We start from the raw sequence: 18385 nt of genomic DNA on the forward strand, positions 1-18385 counted from the left end.
CGATTTTCGACGCGGCGACGCTACGCGAGCGGCGTCCGCTCGACGACCTGACCGTCGTAGGTCGGGTACTGCTCGACGATTTCGCCGCCCTCGACGTCGCCGTCCTCGACCATTTCTTCGAGCAGCCACCACGCGACCTCGACGTGCTCCGATTTGACGGTGTAGAACTCGCTCGGAACCCCCAGATCCTCGAAGCGCTCGCGGTCGGCGTGCGTCTTCCCGTAGACGAGCGTGCCGTCGTCGGTCACCTCGTCGAAGTCCCGGCGGATGTTCTCCGCCATCCGCTTCAGCCGGTTCCGGTGCTGCGCGGCGTCCTTGAACACGCTCGTGCAGAAGTATACCTTCTCGTGGCTCGCCATCTCCTCCAGAATCGCGTCCTTCGAGCCCTCGACGGCGCTCATGTGGCCGTCCTGGAGTTCGTAGCCCGCCTCCTGCATGCGCTCGTAGTTCCCCTGACTCATCTCGAACTCGTTGACGTTACAGAAGTCGGCCGCGCCCTCGTCGAGGAAGTCGAGGAACTCCTGTTCCGCGCGGATGCCGGGAATCTCGAACGCCGGCGTGAGCCCCTCTTCGCGAGCGACGTAGAGGATGTCCTCCCACTCGGTGCCGTGGAGGTCGCCCCACTGCTCGTAGGGCGGGTGGAACCGAATCTCGTCCAGGCCGGCCTCCGAGAGCCGCCGCATGTTCTCGCGGCCGCCCGTGATGCCCGTGTAGAGGTGGGTGTGGTGGTCGTCGCCGAACTCCTCCTTGAGCAGGCGGAGGTAGCGACACGTCTTATCCAGCGCTTCCTGGGGTTCGCCGCCCGTGATGGACGTGCCGAGCGCGTCCATCTTCTTCGCCTCCCGGATGATCTCCTCGTCGTCCTCGACCGGACGCTCGTTCGCGTACGTCTGCGTGACGTTCTTCCGGTTCTCACCGAGCGGGCAGTAGAAGCAGTCGCGCTGGTCGCAGTAGCCGTAGACGAACAGCACCATCTTCCCTCCGTTCGCGCACTGCTCACAGCCCTTCGAAATCATTCGTTGTCCACGTTACTGCGTGAAGAGCCAAAAGCCGTGCGCTCCCGCGCCGCGCGTGCCACCGCGTCCCGCGCCTCCCGAAAGTCCTTAACCCTCACCGGCATACATCCCGCCGATGCTGCTCGTTCTCTGCGTCGACCTCGACGACGACCTCGGCCGGAAGACCGGTCTCGACACGCCGGTCGTCGGCCGGGACGCCGTGGAGGACGCCGCCGTCTCCCTCGCCACCGCCGACCCCGAGGACTCCGACGTGAACGTCCTCTTCGAGGGCGTCCACCTCCACGACCGCCTCGACGCCGACGAGCGCGTCGAGGTCGCCGCCGTCACCGGCGTCGAGTCCGGCGGCGTCGCCGCGAACCGCGCGGTCGGCAGCGAGGTCGACGAAATCCTCGCCGGCCTCCAGACCAGCGAGCCGGTTCGCGCCATCGTCGTCACGGACGGCGCGCAGGACGAGTCCGTGGTTCCCGTCATCCGCTCCCGCGTCACCATCGACGGCGTCCGCCGCGTCGTCGTTCGGCAGGCCCAGGATCTCGAATCAATGTACTACACGATCAAGCAGGTCCTGAACGACCCCGAGACCCGCGGCACGCTCCTCGTTCCGCTCGGCGTCCTCCTCCTCATCTACCCCCTGACCGTGCTCGCGAACGCCGTCGGCCTCCCCGGCACCGTGCTCGGCGTCGCGTCCGCCGTGCTCGGCCTCTACGTCCTCTTCCGCGGCCTCGGCCTGGAGGACGCCGTGGACTCCGCGGTCGACCGCGCGCGCAACGTCCTCTACACCGGCCGCGTCACCATCATCACGTACGTCGTCGCCGCTGCCCTCCTCGCCGTCGGCGGCATGCAGGGCGTCACCCACCTCCAGACCGTCCGCGACGCCGCCCCCGACCCCGACGCCGCGACCATCGTCGCCGCCCTCCTCTTCGGCGCCGTCCGCTGGTTCGCCGCCGCCGGCCTCACCAGCAGCCTCGGCCAGATCACGGACGAGTACCTCGCCGACCGATTCAAGTGGCGGTACCTGAACGCGCCGTTCTACGTCCTCGCCATCACCGCCGTCCTCCACGCGCTCAGCGCGTACGTCCTCGGCTACGTCACCCTTCCCGTGCTCGCGCTCGTGCTCACCGCCGGCACGCTCCTCAGCGTCGTCAGCACGCTCACGTTCGCCGTTATCGAGAGCCGCAGAAACCCCGCTGACGCGGGCTAGCGCTCCCGTTCGACCACGAATCCCGCGAGCTCTTCGAGGTAGGTGCGGGCGTCGCCGTCCACGAGGTCGAGGCTCTCCAGCGCCGCTCTCGCCTGTGCGCTCTCCGCGTCCGCGAGTTCGTTCACGTCTTCGACGGGGCGGTCGGTCACCCGCACCACCGATGGCCGCTCCAGCACCTCGTCCTGGCCCGCGGGCTTCCCGAGCGCCGCGGTGTCAGCGGTCGCGTCGAGCACGTCGTCCCGAATCTGGAACGCCACCCCGACGTGCTCCGCGTACTCCCCGACTGTCTCCACCGCGGTCTCGTCCGCGTCCGCCGCGATAGCGCCGAGCTCGGCCGCCGCGCGGAACAGCGCGCCCGTCTTCCGGCGCGCGAGCGTCATGTACTCGTCTTCGGTCTCCGGGCGGTCGACGAGCTCCATCGCCTCGCCCTCGCCCAGTTCGACCATCGCGTCCGCCACCGCGCTCATCGCGCGCGGGTCGTCGAACAGCGCGAACGCCTCCCCCAGCAGGCCGTCTGACGCGATCAGCGCCGGCCCGTATCCGGCCGCAGCCCACGCCGACGCCTCGCCCCGCCGCAGCTCCGAGCGGTCGATGATGTCGTCCACCACGAGCGAGGCGTTGTGCACGAGTTCGATGCCGACGCCGAAGTCGAGCGCGTCCGCGGGGTCGCCCCCCATCGCTTCACACACCAACAGCGTCAACGTCGGACGGACGCGCTTCCCGCCCGCGAGAACGGCGTCCGCGAGCTGGTCTGACAGCTCCGCGGGGTCGACGCGCGCCACGACCTCCGCCAGCCGCTCCTCGACGCGCTCGCGACGCGCCTCGACGTACTCCATTACCACCTAGTCGGGGCTTCACGCATTTCACTCCCTCGGAACTCGCCGTCAACGTTACGTGCCAGCGGCCGCCTCTCGACGTATGGCTGCGCTCATAGACCTGCTCAGGGAGGGGATCGTTCACCTCGAACTCGTCTGCTACACGCTCGCCACTGTGTTCTCCCTGCTCGCCTACCGCGAGTACCGCGGCACACCCTGGGGGAGCGTTATCGCTGCTGTCGCCGTCTTCTCCGGGGCACTCCTCGTGTGGGCGTTCGGCGTGTGGTTCGCCGACGCCCTCCTGTTCAGCGCGCTCGCGTGGTTCGTCGCATCGCTCGCCGTCGCGTACGCCGCCGTCCAGTACTACCGCATCGGCGCCGGTCGAGTGGTCGTCCGATGAGCGCGCTCGACGCCCTCGCCCGCGCCCTCATCGCCGTCTCGCTCGTCGTGCTCGTCGCCGCGAGCCTCGTCGGCATCTACGTCGGCACCCGATACCGCGACACGCTTCACTACCGAGACGGCGTCGAAGCCATCGGTTACGGCATCCTCCTCTTCACCGCGTCCGCCGTCCTCCAGACCCTCCACTTCTGGGCGGGCGTCGGCACCGACATCCTCCTCGCCGCGTCCTACCTCGTCCACGGGTTCGCCGCGCTCGCGTTCGCCGTCGGCGCGTGGTACCTCGTCCGCGACCTCATCGTCGCGAACCGCGACGAGCCGTTCACCGCCCTCGACGAGGGAACCGATGAGTGACGCCGCGCGCGCCGACGCCGAACCCGGCGCGCAACTCCTCGTCTCCCGGTCGAACCAGTCCGCCGCCATCGCTCCGCTCCCCACCGACGCCGACCGCATCCTCGTCGCCACCTACCGCGACACCCCGAACCGCCTCGAACGACGCCTCAGCGACCACGGAATCGACCCCCGCACCGTCACCGTCATTCCCGTATCCGGCACCGACCTCGACTACGCCGGCCCGCTCACCGTCACCGACCGTGTCGCCCCCAGCGACCTCACCGGCCTCGGCATCCGCCTCAGCAACACCATCGACGACCTGCATGCGGGCGACTGGCTGTACGTCCGCGGCCTCTCCGCCGCCCTCATGTACGTCACCTCGGATCGACTCTACCGCTTTCTCGACTTCCTCACCCGCGCCGCCCGCGAACGCGACCTCCGCGGCGCCTACGAGTTCTACCGCCCCGCGCTCAGCGACACCGTTCACGCCCGGTTCCGCACGCTCTTCGACGACGAACTAGCCACCACTCTAGCTCCCTGACCGGAGGACGGACGCGAACCTCCTCGGTCGCGACACTACTGAGACCACACGCCACCACAAAAATCGGAGCGCGTTCGTGTTAGACGTCGGGCGCGTCGCCGCCGAACTCTTCGATGAGGGCGGGGACGACGTCGAAGAGGTCGCCGACGACGCCGTAGTCCGCGATGTCGAAGATGGGGGCGTCGGGGTCGGTGTTCACGGCGATGATGGTCTCCGCGCCCTTCATCCCGGCGACGTGCTGGACCGCGCCGGAGATACCGATAGCGAGGTAGACGTCGGGCGTCACCTGTTTGCCGGACTGGCCGACCTGGCGGTTCTTCGACAGCCAGCCGTTGTCCACGATCGGGCGGCTGGACGAGAGCGTCGCGTCCGTCGCCTCGACGAGCGCCTCGATGAGCGGGAGGTTCTCCTCCTCCTCGATGCCGCGGCCGATGGAGACGAGGAACTCGGCCTCGCTGATGTCCACGTCGCCCGCGCCGACCTCCTCGAAGCCGGTGACGTCGGAGCGGATGGCGTCCTCGTCGAAGTCCACGTCGAACGCCGAGACCTCGGCGTCGCCGACGCCTTCGGCGGCCGGCCACTCGCCGCTCCGGACGGAGACGGCGTACGGGCCCTCCGCGACCTCGATGGTGGTCTCGACCTTCGACCCGTACATCTCGCGGGTCGCCGTGAGGCCGTCGTCGTACGCGAGGTCGACCGCGTCGGAGACGTAGGGGAGACCGAGCTTGTTCGCGACGGCGGGCGCGTAGTCGAGGCCGTTCACGCTGTTCGGGAGCAGGAGGAACTCGGCGTCGAGGTCGCCGAACAGGGCTTCGGTGGCCTGGACGTACACGTCGTGGTTGAACTCCTCGCCGTAGTCGACGGTGTGGAGCTGGTCGACGCCCTCGCGGTTCAGCGCGTCCGCGAACTCCTCGGTGTTGCCGCCGACGACGGCGACGTGGAGGTCGCCATCCGTGGCGTCCGCGAGTGCGCGGCCCGCGGTCACGAGTTCGAAGGACACGTCGCGGAGTTCGCCGCGGCGGTGCTCGGCGACGGCGAGCACGTCGCTCATCCGTCCACCACCCCCTTCTCGCGGAGCACGTCAGCCAACTGCGCGGCCTGCTCGCCCGCGTCGCCCTCGAGGTACTGGGCGTCGCTCTCGCTCTCGGGTTCGTACATGTCGGTGAGTTCGAGCGCGCTGTCCGCGACGCTCGCGTCGAGACCGAGGTCGTCGAGGGTCTTCGGTGCGATCTCCTTCGACTGCGCCTGCCGGATGCCGCGGAGGCTCGCGTACCGTGGTTCGTTGATACCGGTCTGGATGGTGAGCACCGCGGGGAGCTCCACGTCCGTGAGCTCCTCGACGCCGCCCTCGAGTTCGCGGCGAACCGACGCGATCCCGTCGTCGAGCACGCCGTCGGTGTCGAGCGCGTTCACGACTGCCGCCCACTCGAATCCGACTTCTTCGGCGAGCGCGACGCCCGTCCCACCGAACGCGTCGTCCGCCGCCTGCACGCCGGAGAGCACGATGTCGGGGTCTTCCTCCTCGACCACCGCGGCGAGGATGTCGGCCTTCGCCTCCACGTCGAGGAGGCCCGCGTCACCGAGTGCGTCGTCCCACACGCGGATCGCGCGATCCGCGCCCTTCGCGAGCGCCATCCGAATCGTCTCCTCGGCGCGCTCGGGGCCGATGGTGACCGCGACGACTTCCACGTCGTCGCCAGCCTCCTGAAGCTGGACGCCCTCTTCGACGGCGTAGTCGTCCCACTCGTTGAGGTCGTACTCCAGGTAGGTCTCCTCGATCTCGCCGTTCGAGATCTCGAAGTCCTCCTCGACCTCGGCCACCTCCTTGACGGTGACGAGAACTTTCATCGTCAATTACTGCTGTCGCATCGACGTAAACGCTTTCGAAACGCCTCGCCTACGACTCGTCGTTTTCTCCGGGGAGCGAGATGAGGTTCTCCCGACCGATGCGGAGTTTCTCCACCCGGCCCTCGTCTGCCATCGAGGAGAGCAACTGGGAGACCTTCGCGTTCGACCACCGCGTCTCCTCCACGATCTTCGCCTGCTTCATCCGTCCGCCGTGCTCCTCGAGGAGGCGTTCGACGCGCTCCTCGTCGCTCAACAACTCCTCCGCGGACTGTTCGGCCTCCGCCTCGCCGTCCGCGCCGCCGGACTCGTCCGGCACTTCCCCGTCCGGTTCCGTGGGCGACCCCGTGTCGGCCTCCTGGTCGCGCTCCACCGGCTCGGCGTCGGCGCGTCCGCTGATTCCCCCCCGCCCTCCCGGTAGGACGGCGTTCCGGAGGCTATCGCCGTCCTTCCAGACGTACACGGCCGCGGCGCCGACGACGAGCGCGACGACCGCCGCGCCCGCGACGAGCAGCCACGGAACACCTGTCCCCGCCCCCTCGGTGAACGTCATCGCCGGCCCGCTCTCGAACGACTGCGGGCCCTCCCACTGGAGCGCGCCGTTCACCAGTCCCGTCTGTGGCGTCGCGGTGTCCGGCGAGTAGCCGTCAGGCGGGTAGACGAGCAGTTCCTCGCCCGCCTCGAGACTCCCGAACCAACCGCCGTCGAAGACGTCGGCCACGCGCAGGCTCTCGTTCTCCACCACAGCGAAGTTCGTCCACGTGAACGAGAGCGTGAGCACGCCCGTGGCGTTTTCGCCGGTCGAGTTCAGCCACCCACCGCGCGTTATCCGCTGAATCGCCATCTCGCGGCCGACGCGCTCCGACTGCTGGGCCGCGACCGACTCGAACACGTCCGCCGTCGGACCCACGTCCGCGCCGCTCCGGTAGTCCGCGAGCACGGATTCGAACGCCGCCGTCTCGTTCGCGCCGGAGAGCGCGTACCGCACGGAGACGGTCCAGCGCGCGTCACCGTCGGCCTGGAGGTGGATGGTGACAGTCGTTCCCGCATGCTCCGGCGTGGCTGACTGCGCGCCGGCGACACCGCTGACTGCCGCAGGCGCGACGAGGAGGGCGACGAGGGCGAGTATCAGGGCGGCCTGCCGCATGAACACTCCCGAGTGGTTGTCGTGACGGCAAAACGCTTTCCATCACCCGGACCCGTCCCGCGTAGGTTTTTGTACGGCGCGTCCCACGACTCGGGTATGTCCCGCGTTCCGGTCCCGCTCGCGTTCGCCGCGCTCCTCCTCCTCGCGACGCCGCTCGCCGTCGCCGCCGCGGACGACCCCTCTCTCGCGCAGTCGTCCACGACGGAGGCGCAAGCCGCCACGACGGTCGTCGGGCTCTCCGAGAACACCAGCCGCATCTTCCCACTGCCGGGCGCACAGCGCTCGAACTTCACCGCGCCCGACGCGTCCGTGATGGCGTCCATCCGCATGGGCGTCGCCGACGCCACGTGGACGCTCTCCCGCGAATCCCTCGCGCGAACGCTCGACGCCGCGACGACGCAAGCGGAACGCCAGCGCGTCCTCGAAAACGCCACCGAGAACGCCGCGTCCGCCGTCGACGCACTCCTCGAACGCGAACGGGCCGCTCGCCGGGCCTACCTCGACGGCGACAGCACCGCCGAACGGTACGTCACCACGCTCGGCGAACTCCAGGCTCGCGCCGACCACCTCCTCTCCTACATCGGCCCGCGCAACGACCCCGCACGGCACTCCCTGCTCTCGTACGCCGACCGCGGCTCCGCCCTCCGCGCCACCCTGTTCTCCCTGCAGGCCGAAGTGACGCCGCTCGTCACAGACACCGGCGCGAGCGCGGCGTTCGCCGTCCGCGGCGGTTTCAGTGACCGGTTTTCCGTCCTCGCCTCCCCCGATGGGTTCGCGCTCTCCACTATCTCGGACGGCCTCTACCAGCGCACCGTCTACCGCCCCGACCTCCTCGACTCGACCGTCGATCGCACCGTCAGCATCACGGATCTCGGGGAGCGGACGGACGCGCTCTATCCGTGGGCGCTCGCCGGCGACGGCTTCGTCAGCTCCGGCACCTACACGTTCGACGGGTACGCGTACCGCGTCCGCATCACGCACCTCGACGGCACGATCATATCCTACGTCGACGCGAGCAGCGGCCAGCCGTACCACGAGACGCGTGAGACCGCGCTCTCCGTCGTCGCGACCGACCCCGGCTGGACGAACACCAGCGGGAACTACACGCTCGCGGTGAACCGCTCCTACCCGGGCGGACCGCTCCGCGTGAGCGTGACGCACAACGGGAGCGCGGTGCGAGCGCCGATATCGATAGGCGGTGCGCGCGTCGGCACGACGGGCGTCGACGACGGCGTGCTGTGGACGCTCGCGCCCCGCGGCGAGTTCACGGTGACGGCGACCGTGGACGGTCGCGAGGTGCGCGTGAACGCGACCGCGACTTGAAGTAGGAAGCCGCGGCCAGCCCGTGTGTGTCCAGTCGTGCGCTCGCGCCCGCCGTCGGCGTCGCGCTGTTCGCCCTGCTCACCGTCCTCCTCGCCGCGGCTGTCGCGGGGCTCGCGGTGTCGGTGACGCCCGCGGAGCCAGCGGTCGTCTCCCTGGACGCGGACCCGGACGGAACCCTCACGTTCCTCCTCGTCTCGGGGTCGCTCGACGCCCGCGACCTCGCGCTCTCCGTGCGGGTGAACGACCGCGCGCTCGCTCACCAGCCGCCGGTGCCGTTCTTCGCGGCGCGCGGGTTCCGGGGCGGGCCGACCGGGCCGTTCAACAGCGCCGCCGACCCCGAGTGGTCGGCAGGCGAACGCGCGTCGTTCCGGGTCGCCGGAACGAACGCTCCCCTTCCCGCGGCTGGTGACGACGTGGAAGTGACGGTGAGAACGAGTCGGGGCGTGGTCGCGGTCGCGTCAGCCGTCGTCGGGGACGCGGCCGAACGACACGATGGCACGGGGGCGGTTGGGTTCGGCCTGCAGGACGCGGTGCTCGGTGTCGACGAACCCGGCGTCCCGGAACATCCGGTCGGCCTCGGATTCGTCGTAGAACAGCATGATGGCGTCCGCGACCTTCTGCATCACCGTCGAATCCGGATAGTCGGGCCCGACGACGAGGACTTTCCCGCCCGGGCGGACGACCCGCCGGAACTCGCGGAGCGCGAGGTGTGGGTTCGGCCAGTACTCGATTGAACCGGACGACCAGACGGCGTCGAAGGAGTTCGTCGCGAACGGCAGCCGTTCGGCGTCGCCGCGCGTGAAGTCCACGGCCTCGGTGCCGAGCTTCGCGGTGGCCTTCTCCAGCTGGTGTTCGGACTGGTCGAGTCCAGTCACGTCGTCCGTGTATCGGAGGAGCCCCTCGGTTCCGAACCCGGTGCCACAGCCCACGTCGAGCACGGAATCGCCGGCGTCGAGGTCGAACCACTCCAGGGTCTCGTCCCGCATCCCCTCGGTCCAGATGAACGCGTTCACCTCGTCGTACACCTTCGAGAGGTACTTGTAGAAGACGCGCGCCCGGCCTTTGTCTTCGAGGACTCCCATCACGTCGGCGTTCGACCGGACGCGCCATAGTTCGCTCGGTTCTTTCGCAACTACCTTATACGCGCTCGCTCAATCTTTCGCCCGTTAGCCCATGGCGAGGCCAGAGGTTCTCACACGACTAAAGGAGGCGGAGTCCGACGCCGACGACATCATCGCGGAGGCGAAGGAGGCGCGCGAGCAGCGCATCTCCGAGGCCCGCGAGACTGCGGAGGACATCCGTCAGGAGGCCGAGGAGGAGGCGGCCGAACTCAAGGAAGAACGCCTCTCCGAAGCCCGCGAGGAGATACAGGACGAGAAAGAACGCATCCTCGAAGAGGGCGAGGCGGAGCGCGAGGCGTTGCTCGCGACGGCCGCCGAGAACGAGGATGACGCGGTGACGTTCGCCCTCGACCGGTTCACGGAGGCGGTGCATGCTCAGACCTGAGCGAATGAGCAAGGTGTCCGTCGTGGGCACCAACCGAGTCGTGCAGGACGTCATCGAGGCGGCGCACGACCAGAACGTCCTCCACTTCAGTGATTCGAGCGGCGACGTCGGCGTCGAAGGGTTCGACGCCGGCTCTCCGCTTGCGGGGGCGGACGACGCCTCCGACAAACTGGTGACGGTTCGGTCGCTCCTCTCCATCCTCGGCGTCGACGAGGAGGACGCCGGCCCCACCCGCATCGTCACTGACGACGCGCTCGAAGACGAGTTCGCTGACATCCGCGACGAGGTCAACGAACTCGACGAGCGCCGCACCGAGGTCGAAAACCGACTGAGCGACCTCGAAGACCGCGTCGGTGCGGTCGAACCGTTCGTCACGCTCGGCATCGACCTCGACCTCCTCCAGGGGTACGACAGCGTGGAGGTCGCCGTCGGCGAAGGCGACACGGACGAAATCGAGCACGCGCTCGCGGACGCGAGCGACGTGCGGTCGTTCGAGACGTTCAGCGAGGACGGCGTCGTCGCCGTCTTCGCGTACCCGAGCGGCGACGCGACGGACGTCTTGGAGGACGCGCTCGTCGGCGCGGAGTTCGTCGAACACGAGATTCCGTCGGGCAACGGCACCCCCGAGGACTATCTCGACTCGCTCGAACACAAGCGCCAGAAGCTCGAATCGGAACTCGCGACCGTCGAGAACGAACTCGAAGGCCTCCGACTCGAACACGCCGGCTTCCTCCTCGCGGCCGAGGAGAAGCTCAACATCGAGGTGCAGAAGGCCGAGGCCCCGCTCAACTTCGCGACCACGGATCACGCGTTCGTCGCGGAGGGCTGGGTTCCGACCAGCGAGTACGCCGAGTTCGCGTCCGCGGTGCAGGACGCGGGCGGCGACGGCGTGGACGTCGAGGAACTCGAGCGCGCCGAGTACGAGCCGCCAGAGCACGAAATCGGCCACGGCGAGCAGGAAGCCGCGCCCGACGGCGGCACCGCGGAACAGCCGCCGGTCGTGCAGGACAACCCCGGGCCGGTGAAGCCGTTCGAGATGCTCGTCCGCGTCATCAACCGCCCGAACTACTACGACCTCGACCCGACGATCATCCTGTTCCTCACGTTCCCCGCGTTCTACGGGTTCATGATCGGGGACGTCGGGTACGGGATCATCTACACCGCGGTCGGCTGGTGGATGTACACCAGTCTCGATTCCGACGCGCTCGCCGCGCTCGGCGGCGTCGCCGTCCTCTCCGGACTCTCCACAATCGTGTTCGGGTTCCTGTACGGCGAGATATTCGGTTTCCACCTCATCAGCGAGTACCTCTGGAACGGCAGCCCGCCGCTCCACAAGGGACTGATGCCCGGGAACGCGGACTGGGCGCGCCTCTGGCTCGTCGTCTCCGTGCTGGTGGCGCTCGGCCACCTCACGCTCGGGTACGCCATCGACACGTACAAGCGGATGCGTCACGGCGTCTGGGACGCGCTCACCGAGGGCGCGTCGTGGGCGATTCTGATGGTCGGGCTCTGGGTGTGGATCTTCAGCCACGCCCTCGGCGGCGCGAAACCCGACCTCCTGTTCACCGCGCTCTCCGGTCAGCCGCTCGGCTTCACCGGATTCGGCGCGACGGTGGGCTGGGCGGCGCTCGTAATCGGTCTCGTCGGATACGCGCTCCTCATCTACGCCGAGGGCGCGGTCGGCGGTATCGAGGGCGCGCTGAACTCGCTCACGCACGTCCTCTCGTACACGCGGCTCGCCGCCGTGATGCTCGCGAAGGGGGGGATGGCGTTCGTCGTCAACCTCCTCTTCTTCGGCGCGTACGAGACGCACCCGGACGACCCCACGATGGGGGAGTTCCACTTCATGCTGGAACACGACTGGAGTTACGTACAGACACACCACCCCGGGGCCGAACTGATGTTCGGCGGCCTCGTGCACGGCCCGATCACGGCCGTGCTCGGCGGCATCCTCATCTTCGTCCTCGGCCACATCTTAGTGCTTGCCCTCGGCGTCACGAGCGCCGGCCTACAGGCCGTTCGCCTGGAATACGTCGAGTTCTTTGGGAAGTTTTATGAAGGCGGTGGGACGAAATACGAACCGTTCGGCTACGACCGATCCTACACGACCCAAGACTAATTAGTCATGTTTGAATTCGTCATCGCGTTCGTCAACGCTCTCGCACCGCTCCTGAACAACGCCGCTCTCACCCCCGCGGAACTCACGGGGAACATCGCCACTGCCGGCGCCGCGCTCGGCGTCGGCGTCGCCGCACTCGGTGCCGGTGTCGCGGAAGGCGGTATCGGTGCCGCAGCAGTCGGCGCCCTCGCCGAGGACGAGGAGTTCTTCGGGAACGCGATCCTGTTCACGGTCCTTCCCGAGACTCTCGTCATCCTCGCGATTGTCGTCATCTTCATCATCTAAGATGAGTCTGGACACGGTAGTCGAAGAGATCCGCGAGGACGCCCGGGAACGGGCCGACGAAATCCGCCAGGAGGGCGAGGAACGCGCCGACGACATCGTGTCGGCCGCCGAGTCCGAAGCTGACGATATCCTCGAAGAAGCCGAGGCGGAGGTCGAACGCGAAATCGAACGCGAGCGCGAACAGACGCTCTCCAGCGCGAAGCTCGACGCGAAGCACGAGCGAATGAGCGCGCGCCGCGACGCCCTCGAATCCGTCCGTGAGGAGGTCGAGGATCGAATTGCGGGCCTCGACGGCGACGAGCGCGAGGAGCTCACTCGCGCCCTGCTCGACGACGCGCTCGACTCGTTCGACGAGGACGAGCAACTCGCCGTCCACTACGCGTCCGGCGACGAGGAACTCCTCTCGGACATCCTGGACGATTACACGCACGTCTCGCTCGCCGGCGAGTACGACTGCCTCGGCGGCGTCGTCGTCGAGAGCGAGTCCTCGCGAGTGCGCGTGAAGAACACGTTCGACTCGGTGCTCGACGACGTCTGGGAGGACGACCTCAAACAGATCAGTAACCGGCTCTTCGACGAACAATGAACGTCATCAGCCGCGACGCATCGAACTACGCGTACGTCAACGCCCGCGTGAAGTCGCGGCGTGCCGTCCTCTTCGACGAGGACGACTACCGGACGCTGATGCGGATGGGGACGAGCGAAATCGCTCGCTTCCTCGAGGAGTCCGAGTACGAGGCGGAAGTGAACGACCTCGGCTCGCGGTTCTCCGGCGTCGACCTCGTCGAGTACGCGTTGAACCGAAACCTCGCGAAGCACTTCCACGACCTCTTGCAGTGGTCGCAGGGAACGCTCCGCGACCTCCTCGTCCGCTACTTCCGGAAGTTCGACGCGTGGAACGTCAAGACGGCGCTCCGCGGTGTCTACGCGGACACAGAGACTGCGGAGATCGAACAGGACTTCATTCGCGCGGGCGACCTCGGCGACGACACGCTGTCGCTGCTCGCCGACGCGGACGAGATTCGGACGGTCGTCGACCTGCTCTCCGAGACGCTGTTCGGGCCGGCGCTCGACGACGCGTACGGCGAGTACGAGGAGACGAACTCGCTCGTGCCGCTGGAGAACGCGGTCGACCTCGCGTTCTACGACCGCCTCCTGAAGCAAGTGCAGAGCACGTCAGCGGGCACCCGCGAGTTCGTGAAGTTCCTGCAGGCCGACATCGACTTCCGGAACGTTCGGAACGCGGTTCGGCTCGCTCGCAGCGGTGCCGACCTCGACCCCGCGGAGTATTACATCGAGGGCGGCCGGCTGTTCGAGCCTGCCGAACTCGACGCGCTCGCGGACAACTGGGACGAACTCGTCGCGCGACTCCGGGACAGCCACTACGGCAACGAGCTGGCGGACAAGCTCGACGAGCTCGACGAGGCGGACAGCCTCATCGCGTTCGAGCACGCGCTCGACGCCGCGCTCCTCTCGTACTCGGAACACCTCTCGCACGTGTTCCCGCTGTCCGTGTGTCCCGTGCTCGGGTACGTGCTGGCGAAGGAACGCGAAGTGGACAACGTCCGCGCCATCGCGCGCGGCCGTGAGGTCGGTCTCACGGAAGAAGAGATCGAGGAGGAACTCGTCATCCTATGAGTCAGGAAATAGCCGTCGTCGGGAGCGCCGAATTCACCACGGGTTTCCGACTGGCCGGCGTACAGACGTTCGAGAACGTCCCCGACGACGAGAAATCCGACGAGCTCGACGAGGCCGTCGAACGCGTGCTCGCGAACGACGATGTCGGGATCGTCGTGATGCACGCGGACGACCTCGACTACCTCTCCCGGCAGACCCGTCAGGACGTGGAGACGAGCGTCGAACCGACGGTCGTCACTATCGGCAGCGGTGAAGCGGGTGGGAGCGGCCTCCGCGAACAGATCAAGCGCGCCATCGGCATCGACCTGATGGCGGACGAAGACGGTGAGAACGAATGAGTCAGGCAGAAACAATCACTGATTCCGGCGAAATCGAGAGCGTGAGCGGTCCCGTCGTGACCGCCACGGACCTCGACGCCCAGATGAACGACGTCGTGTACGTCGGTGAAGAGGGGCTGATGGGTGAGGTCATCGAAATCGAAGGCGGCATAACGACCATCCAGGTCTACGAGGAGACGTCCGCGGTCGCACCCGGCGAACCCGTCGAGAACACGGGCGACCCGCTGACCGTGGATCTCGGGCCGGGCATGCTGGACTCCATCTACGACGGTGTTCAGCGCCCGCTCGACGTGCTCGAAGACGAGATGGGCGCCTTCCTCGACCGCGGTGTCGACGCGCCCGGCATCGACATGGAGAAGGAGTGGGAGTTCACTCCCGCCGTCTCCGAGGGCGATGTCGTCGAACCCGGCGACGTCGTCGGTACGGTCGACGAAACCGAGAGCATCGAACACAAAGTCCTCGTCCCGCCCCGCCACGAGGGCGGTGAGGTCACCACGGTGAACGAGGGCTCGTACACCGTCACCGACCCCGTGGTCGAACTCGACTCGGGCGAGACGGTGACGATGCACCAGGAGTGGCCGGTTCGCGAGGCCCGGCCGACCGTGGACAAGCACACGCCCGAGACGCCGCTCGTCACTGGACAGCGCGTCCAGGACGGCCTGTTCCCGCTCGCGAAGGGCGGGACGGCGGCGATTCCGGGGCCGTTCGGTTCCGGGAAGACCGTCACCCAGCAGCAACTCGCGAAGTGGAGCGACGCCGACATCGTCATCTACATCGGGTGTGGCGAGCGCGGGAACGAGATGACGGAAGTCATCGAGGACTTCCCCGAGCTCGAAGACCCCAAGTCGGGGAACGCGCTGATGGCGCGCACGTGCCTCATCGCGAACACCTCGAACATGCCGGTCGCGGCACGCGAGTCCTGCATCTACACGGGCGTCACCATCGCGGAGCACTACCGCGACATGGGGTACGACGTCGCGCTGATGGCGGACTCCACCAGCCGGTGGGCGGAAGCGATGCGCGAAATCTCCTCCCGCCTGGAGGAGATGCCGGGCGAGGAAGGCTACCCCGCCTATCTCGCGAGCCGGCTCGCGCAGTTCTACGAGCGAGCGGGCCTGTTCGAGAACCTGAACGGCAGCGAGGGGTCGGTGTCCGTCGTGGGCGCGGTCAGCCCGCCGGGCGGCGACTTCTCGGAGCCGGTCACTCAGAACACGCTCCGTATCGTGAAGACGTTCTGGGCGCTCGACTCCGATCTCGCGGAACGCCGTCACTTCCCCTCGATTAACTGGAACGAGTCCTACTCGCTCTACAAGGATCAGCTCGACGACTGGTGGCGTGAGAACGTCGCGGAGGACTGGCCGGACGAGCGCCAGTGGGCCGTGGACGTGCTCGACGAGGAGGCCGACCTCCAGGAGATCGTGCAGCTCGTCGGCGAGGACGCGCTCCCGGACGATCAGCGTCTCACGCTCGACGTGGCGCGCTACATCCGGGAGGCGTTCCTCCAGCAGAACGCGCTCCACGACGTGGACACGTACTGTCCGCCCGAGAAGACGTACCTCATCCTCACCGCGATCCACCACTACAGCGAGGAGGCGTTCCGCGCGCTCGAAGCGGGCGTTCCCGTCGAGGAAATCACGGACGTCGACGCTGCGCCCCGTCTGAACCGGCTCGGAACGACGCCGGACGACGAGGCCGAAGCGGAGGTCGAGGAGATCAAAGAACAGCTCACCGAACAGCTCCGGGAGAAGTACTAATGAAAGAGTACCAGACCATCACCGAAGTCAGCGGCCCGCTGGTCTACGTCGAGATCGACGAACCGATCGGGTACGACGAGATCGTCGAAATCGAAACACCCGACGGGGAGACCAAGCGCGGTCAGGTCCTCGAATCCAGCGACGGACTCGTCGCGATCCAGGTGTTCGAGGGCACGGAAGGTATCGGTCAGGACGCCTCGGTGCGGTTCCTCGGCGAGACGATGAAGATGCCCGTGACCGAAGACCTCCTCGGTCGCGTGCTCGACGGCTCCGGGAACCCAATCGACGGCGGTCCCGACATCGTTCCGGACGAGCGCCGCGACATCATCGGCTCCGCAATCAACCCGCACGCTCGCGAGTACCCCGAGGACTTCATCCAGACGGGCGTCTCCTCGATCGACGGGATGAACACGCTCGTGCGCGGCCAGAAGCTCCCAATCTTCAGCGCGTCCGGCCTCCCGCACAACGACCTCGCGCTCCAGATCGCGCGACAGGCCGAGGTGCCCGAGGAGGGCGACGAGGACGACGACACGGAGTTCGCGGTCGTGTTCGGCGCGATGGGTATCACGAAGGAGGAGGCGAACGAGTTCATGGACGACTTCGAGCGCACGGGCGCGCTCGAACGCAGCGTCGTCTTCACGAACCTCGCTGACGACCCGGCCGTCGAGCGGACGATTACGCCCCGCCTCGCGCTCACCACCGCCGAGTACCTCGCGTTCGACAAGGGCTATCACGTCCTCGTCATCCTCACGGACATGACGAACTACTGTGAGGCATTGCGCGAGATCGGCGCGGCGCGCGAGGAAGTCCCGGGTCGCCGTGGCTACCCCGGATACATGTACACCGACCTCGCGCAGCTCTACGAGCGCGCGGGCCGCATCAAGGGCCGGGAGGGCACGGTCACCCAGCTCCCAATTCTGACGATGCCGGGTGACGACGAAACCCACCCGATTCCCGACCTCACGGGCTACATCACGGAGGGCCAGATCATGATGGACCGCGACCTGAACAGTCAGGGCGTCACGCCGCCCGTGGACGTCTCCCCCAGCCTCAGCCGGCTGATGGACGACGGTATTGGCGAGGGTCTCACTCGCGACGACCACGGCGACGTGGCGGATCAGCTGTTCGCGGCGTACGCGGAAGGGAAAGACCTCCGCGACCTCGTGAACATCGTCGGCCGGGAAGCGCTCAGCGAGCGCGACAACAAGTACCTCGACTTCGCGGACGCGTTCGAGTCCGAGTTCGTCGACCAGGGCTTCGACACCGACCGCAGCATCGAGCAGACGCTCAGCATCGGCTGGGACGTGCTGTCGATGCTCCCGAAGGAGGAACTCAACCGCCTCGACGAGGAGCACATCGAACAGTACTACACGGAGGACGCGGAGGTCGACACGGACTCCGAGGAATCCGACGACTCACCCGTCAGCGCCGACTAGAACGATGGCAGGAGACGTCAAACCCACGCGCAAGAACCTGATGGAGATCGAGGAGCGCATCGAGTTCTCCGAGAGCGGGCACGACACGCTCGAACAGAAGCGTGACGGCCTCATCATGGAGTTCATGGACATCCTCGACACCGCGCAGGACGTGCGCTCCGACCTCGAAGACGACTACGAGGACGCGCAGAAGAAGATCAATATGGCGCGCGCGATGGAGGGCGACGTCGCCGTCCGCGGTGCTGCGGCAGCCCTGAAAGAGCAGCCGGAGCTCAGCGTGGAGTCGAAGAACATCATGGGCGTCGTCGTCCCCCAGATCGAGTCCTCGAAGGTGAAGAAGAACCTCGACGAGCGCGGGTACGGCGTCATCGGGACGTCCGCGCGCATCGACGAGGCCGCGGAGGCCTACGAGGAACTCCTCGAGTCCATCATCCTCGCGGCCGAGGTGGAGACGGCGATGAAGAAGATGCTCGAGGAGATCGAGCAGACGAAGCGCCGCGTGAACGCGCTCGAATTCAACATTCTGCCGGATCTCCGGGAGAACCAGGATTACATCGAGCAGAAGCTCGAAGAGCAGGAGCGCGAGGAGACGTTCCGCATGAAGAAAGTGAAGAACAAGAAGGAGGAAGAGGCGAAGCAGGCGCGCGAGGCCGAGAAGCACGATGCGCGCGAACGCTCTGACTCCGTCGTTTAAC

Annotated in this window: 20 protein-coding genes; 14 read left to right on the forward strand and 6 right to left on the reverse strand. The window is 67.5% G+C overall.

The features are described from left to right. Window positions 1–20 precede the first annotated feature (20 nt). Window positions 21–1016 (reverse strand): radical SAM protein, encoded by a 996-nt coding sequence (locus FQU85_RS05410; protein WP_145845314.1) that lies wholly within the window; start codon window positions 1014–1016, stop codon window positions 21–23. 115 nt (window positions 1017–1131) lie between these two features. Between FQU85_RS05410 and FQU85_RS05415 the strand changes: the two genes are divergently transcribed. After that, window positions 1132–2214, forward strand: coding sequence for a DUF373 family protein (locus FQU85_RS05415; protein ID WP_145845318.1), 1083 nt, complete (start codon window positions 1132–1134; stop codon window positions 2212–2214). Here FQU85_RS05415 and FQU85_RS05420 read toward each other — a convergent pair. Next, window positions 2211–3050, reverse strand: coding sequence for a polyprenyl synthetase family protein (locus FQU85_RS05420; protein ID WP_145845320.1), 840 nt, complete (start codon window positions 3048–3050; stop codon window positions 2211–2213). The two genes, FQU85_RS05415 and FQU85_RS05420, sit on opposite strands and share 4 nt — an antisense overlap. Before the next feature lie 82 nt (window positions 3051–3132). Between FQU85_RS05420 and FQU85_RS05425 the strand changes: the two genes are divergently transcribed. Genes FQU85_RS05425 through FQU85_RS05435 form a run of 3 tightly spaced genes read left to right on the forward strand, consistent with a single transcriptional unit; the run spans window position 3133 to window position 4299 of the window. Further along, window positions 3133–3429: a hypothetical protein gene (locus tag FQU85_RS05425; protein ID WP_145845324.1), complete on the forward strand. Its 297-nt coding sequence runs from the start codon at window positions 3133–3135 to the stop codon at window positions 3427–3429. Then, complete coding sequence (locus FQU85_RS05430) at window positions 3426–3779, forward strand: hypothetical protein (RefSeq protein WP_145845328.1); 354 nt, start codon at window positions 3426–3428, stop codon at window positions 3777–3779. Before FQU85_RS05425 ends, FQU85_RS05430 begins: the two co-directional genes overlap by 4 nt. Continuing rightward, window positions 3772–4299 carry a hypothetical protein gene (locus FQU85_RS05435; protein ID WP_145845330.1) on the forward strand — a complete coding sequence of 176 codons (528 nt, stop codon included), beginning with the start codon at window positions 3772–3774 and terminating at the stop codon, window positions 4297–4299. Before FQU85_RS05430 ends, FQU85_RS05435 begins: the two co-directional genes overlap by 8 nt. 79 nt (window positions 4300–4378) lie before the next feature. Here the strand turns inward: FQU85_RS05435 and FQU85_RS05440 are convergent, their stop codons facing one another. From FQU85_RS05440 to FQU85_RS05450, 3 genes are read right to left on the reverse strand one after another with little or no spacing between them, the layout of a single operon-like run. Beyond that, window positions 4379–5350 carry an electron transfer flavoprotein subunit alpha/FixB family protein gene (locus FQU85_RS05440; protein WP_145845333.1) on the reverse strand — a complete coding sequence of 324 codons (972 nt, stop codon included), beginning with the start codon at window positions 5348–5350 and terminating at the stop codon, window positions 4379–4381. After that, window positions 5347–6147 carry an electron transfer flavoprotein subunit beta/FixA family protein gene (locus FQU85_RS05445; RefSeq protein WP_145845336.1) on the reverse strand — a complete coding sequence of 267 codons (801 nt, stop codon included), beginning with the start codon at window positions 6145–6147 and terminating at the stop codon, window positions 5347–5349. The genes FQU85_RS05440 and FQU85_RS05445 overlap by 4 nt, the downstream gene beginning before the upstream one ends. A gap of 49 nt (window positions 6148–6196) precedes the next feature. Continuing rightward, window positions 6197–7291, reverse strand: a complete 1095-nt coding sequence (locus FQU85_RS05450; RefSeq protein WP_145845338.1) for a hypothetical protein — start codon at window positions 7289–7291, stop codon at window positions 6197–6199. Between the two features lie 96 nt (window positions 7292–7387). Here FQU85_RS05450 and FQU85_RS05455 point away from each other — a divergent pair, with 96 nt between their 5' ends. Further along, complete coding sequence (locus tag FQU85_RS05455) at window positions 7388–8614, forward strand: hypothetical protein (protein WP_145845340.1); 1227 nt, start codon at window positions 7388–7390, stop codon at window positions 8612–8614. A gap of 458 nt (window positions 8615–9072) precedes the next feature. Here FQU85_RS05455 and FQU85_RS05465 read toward each other — a convergent pair whose 3' ends face one another. Beyond that, window positions 9073–9696, reverse strand: coding sequence for a methyltransferase domain-containing protein (locus FQU85_RS05465; RefSeq protein WP_145845343.1), 624 nt, complete (start codon window positions 9694–9696; stop codon window positions 9073–9075). 91 nt (window positions 9697–9787) lie between these two features. On the opposite strand from FQU85_RS05465, the gene ahaH reads away from it, so the two are divergent. From ahaH to FQU85_RS05510, 9 genes are read left to right on the forward strand one after another with little or no spacing between them, the layout of a single operon-like run. After that, on the forward strand, window positions 9788–10120 hold the full coding sequence (gene ahaH / locus FQU85_RS05470) for an ATP synthase archaeal subunit H (RefSeq protein WP_145845345.1): 333 nt from the start codon (window positions 9788–9790) through the stop codon (window positions 10118–10120). Next, a complete protein-coding gene (locus FQU85_RS05475; protein ID WP_145845347.1) occupies window positions 10107–12239 on the forward strand; it encodes a V-type ATP synthase subunit I in 2133 nt (710 codons plus the stop codon). Before ahaH ends, FQU85_RS05475 begins: the two co-directional genes overlap by 14 nt. A gap of 6 nt (window positions 12240–12245) precedes the next feature. Beyond that, window positions 12246–12524 (forward strand): F0F1 ATP synthase subunit C, encoded by a 279-nt coding sequence (locus tag FQU85_RS05480; RefSeq protein ID WP_145845351.1) that lies wholly within the window; start codon window positions 12246–12248, stop codon window positions 12522–12524. Window position 12525: 1 nt separating this feature from the next. Continuing rightward, complete coding sequence (locus FQU85_RS05485) at window positions 12526–13110, forward strand: V-type ATP synthase subunit E (protein ID WP_145845353.1); 585 nt, start codon at window positions 12526–12528, stop codon at window positions 13108–13110. After that, window positions 13107–14162 carry a V-type ATP synthase subunit C gene (locus FQU85_RS05490; protein ID WP_145845355.1) on the forward strand — a complete coding sequence of 352 codons (1056 nt, stop codon included), beginning with the start codon at window positions 13107–13109 and terminating at the stop codon, window positions 14160–14162. The genes FQU85_RS05485 and FQU85_RS05490 overlap by 4 nt, the downstream gene beginning before the upstream one ends. Next, window positions 14159–14500 (forward strand): V-type ATP synthase subunit F, encoded by a 342-nt coding sequence (locus FQU85_RS05495; protein ID WP_145845360.1) that lies wholly within the window; start codon window positions 14159–14161, stop codon window positions 14498–14500. Before FQU85_RS05490 ends, FQU85_RS05495 begins: the two co-directional genes overlap by 4 nt. After that, complete coding sequence (locus tag FQU85_RS05500) at window positions 14497–16254, forward strand: ATP synthase subunit A (RefSeq protein ID WP_145845364.1); 1758 nt, start codon at window positions 14497–14499, stop codon at window positions 16252–16254. The genes FQU85_RS05495 and FQU85_RS05500 overlap by 4 nt, the downstream gene beginning before the upstream one ends. Further along, the gene (locus FQU85_RS05505; RefSeq protein ID WP_145845366.1) at window positions 16254–17690 is read left to right on the forward strand and encodes an ATP synthase subunit B; all 1437 of its coding nucleotides are present in this window, start codon (window positions 16254–16256) and stop codon (window positions 17688–17690) included. Before FQU85_RS05500 ends, FQU85_RS05505 begins: the two co-directional genes overlap by 1 nt. 4 nt (window positions 17691–17694) lie before the next feature. After that, window positions 17695–18384, forward strand: coding sequence for a V-type ATP synthase subunit D (locus FQU85_RS05510; protein ID WP_145845371.1), 690 nt, complete (start codon window positions 17695–17697; stop codon window positions 18382–18384). Window position 18385: the final 1 nt, after the last annotated feature.

It is taken from the genome of Salarchaeum sp. JOR-1 (genome assembly GCF_007833275.1).
Lineage (GTDB): Archaea > Halobacteriota > Halobacteria > Halobacteriales > Halobacteriaceae > Salarchaeum.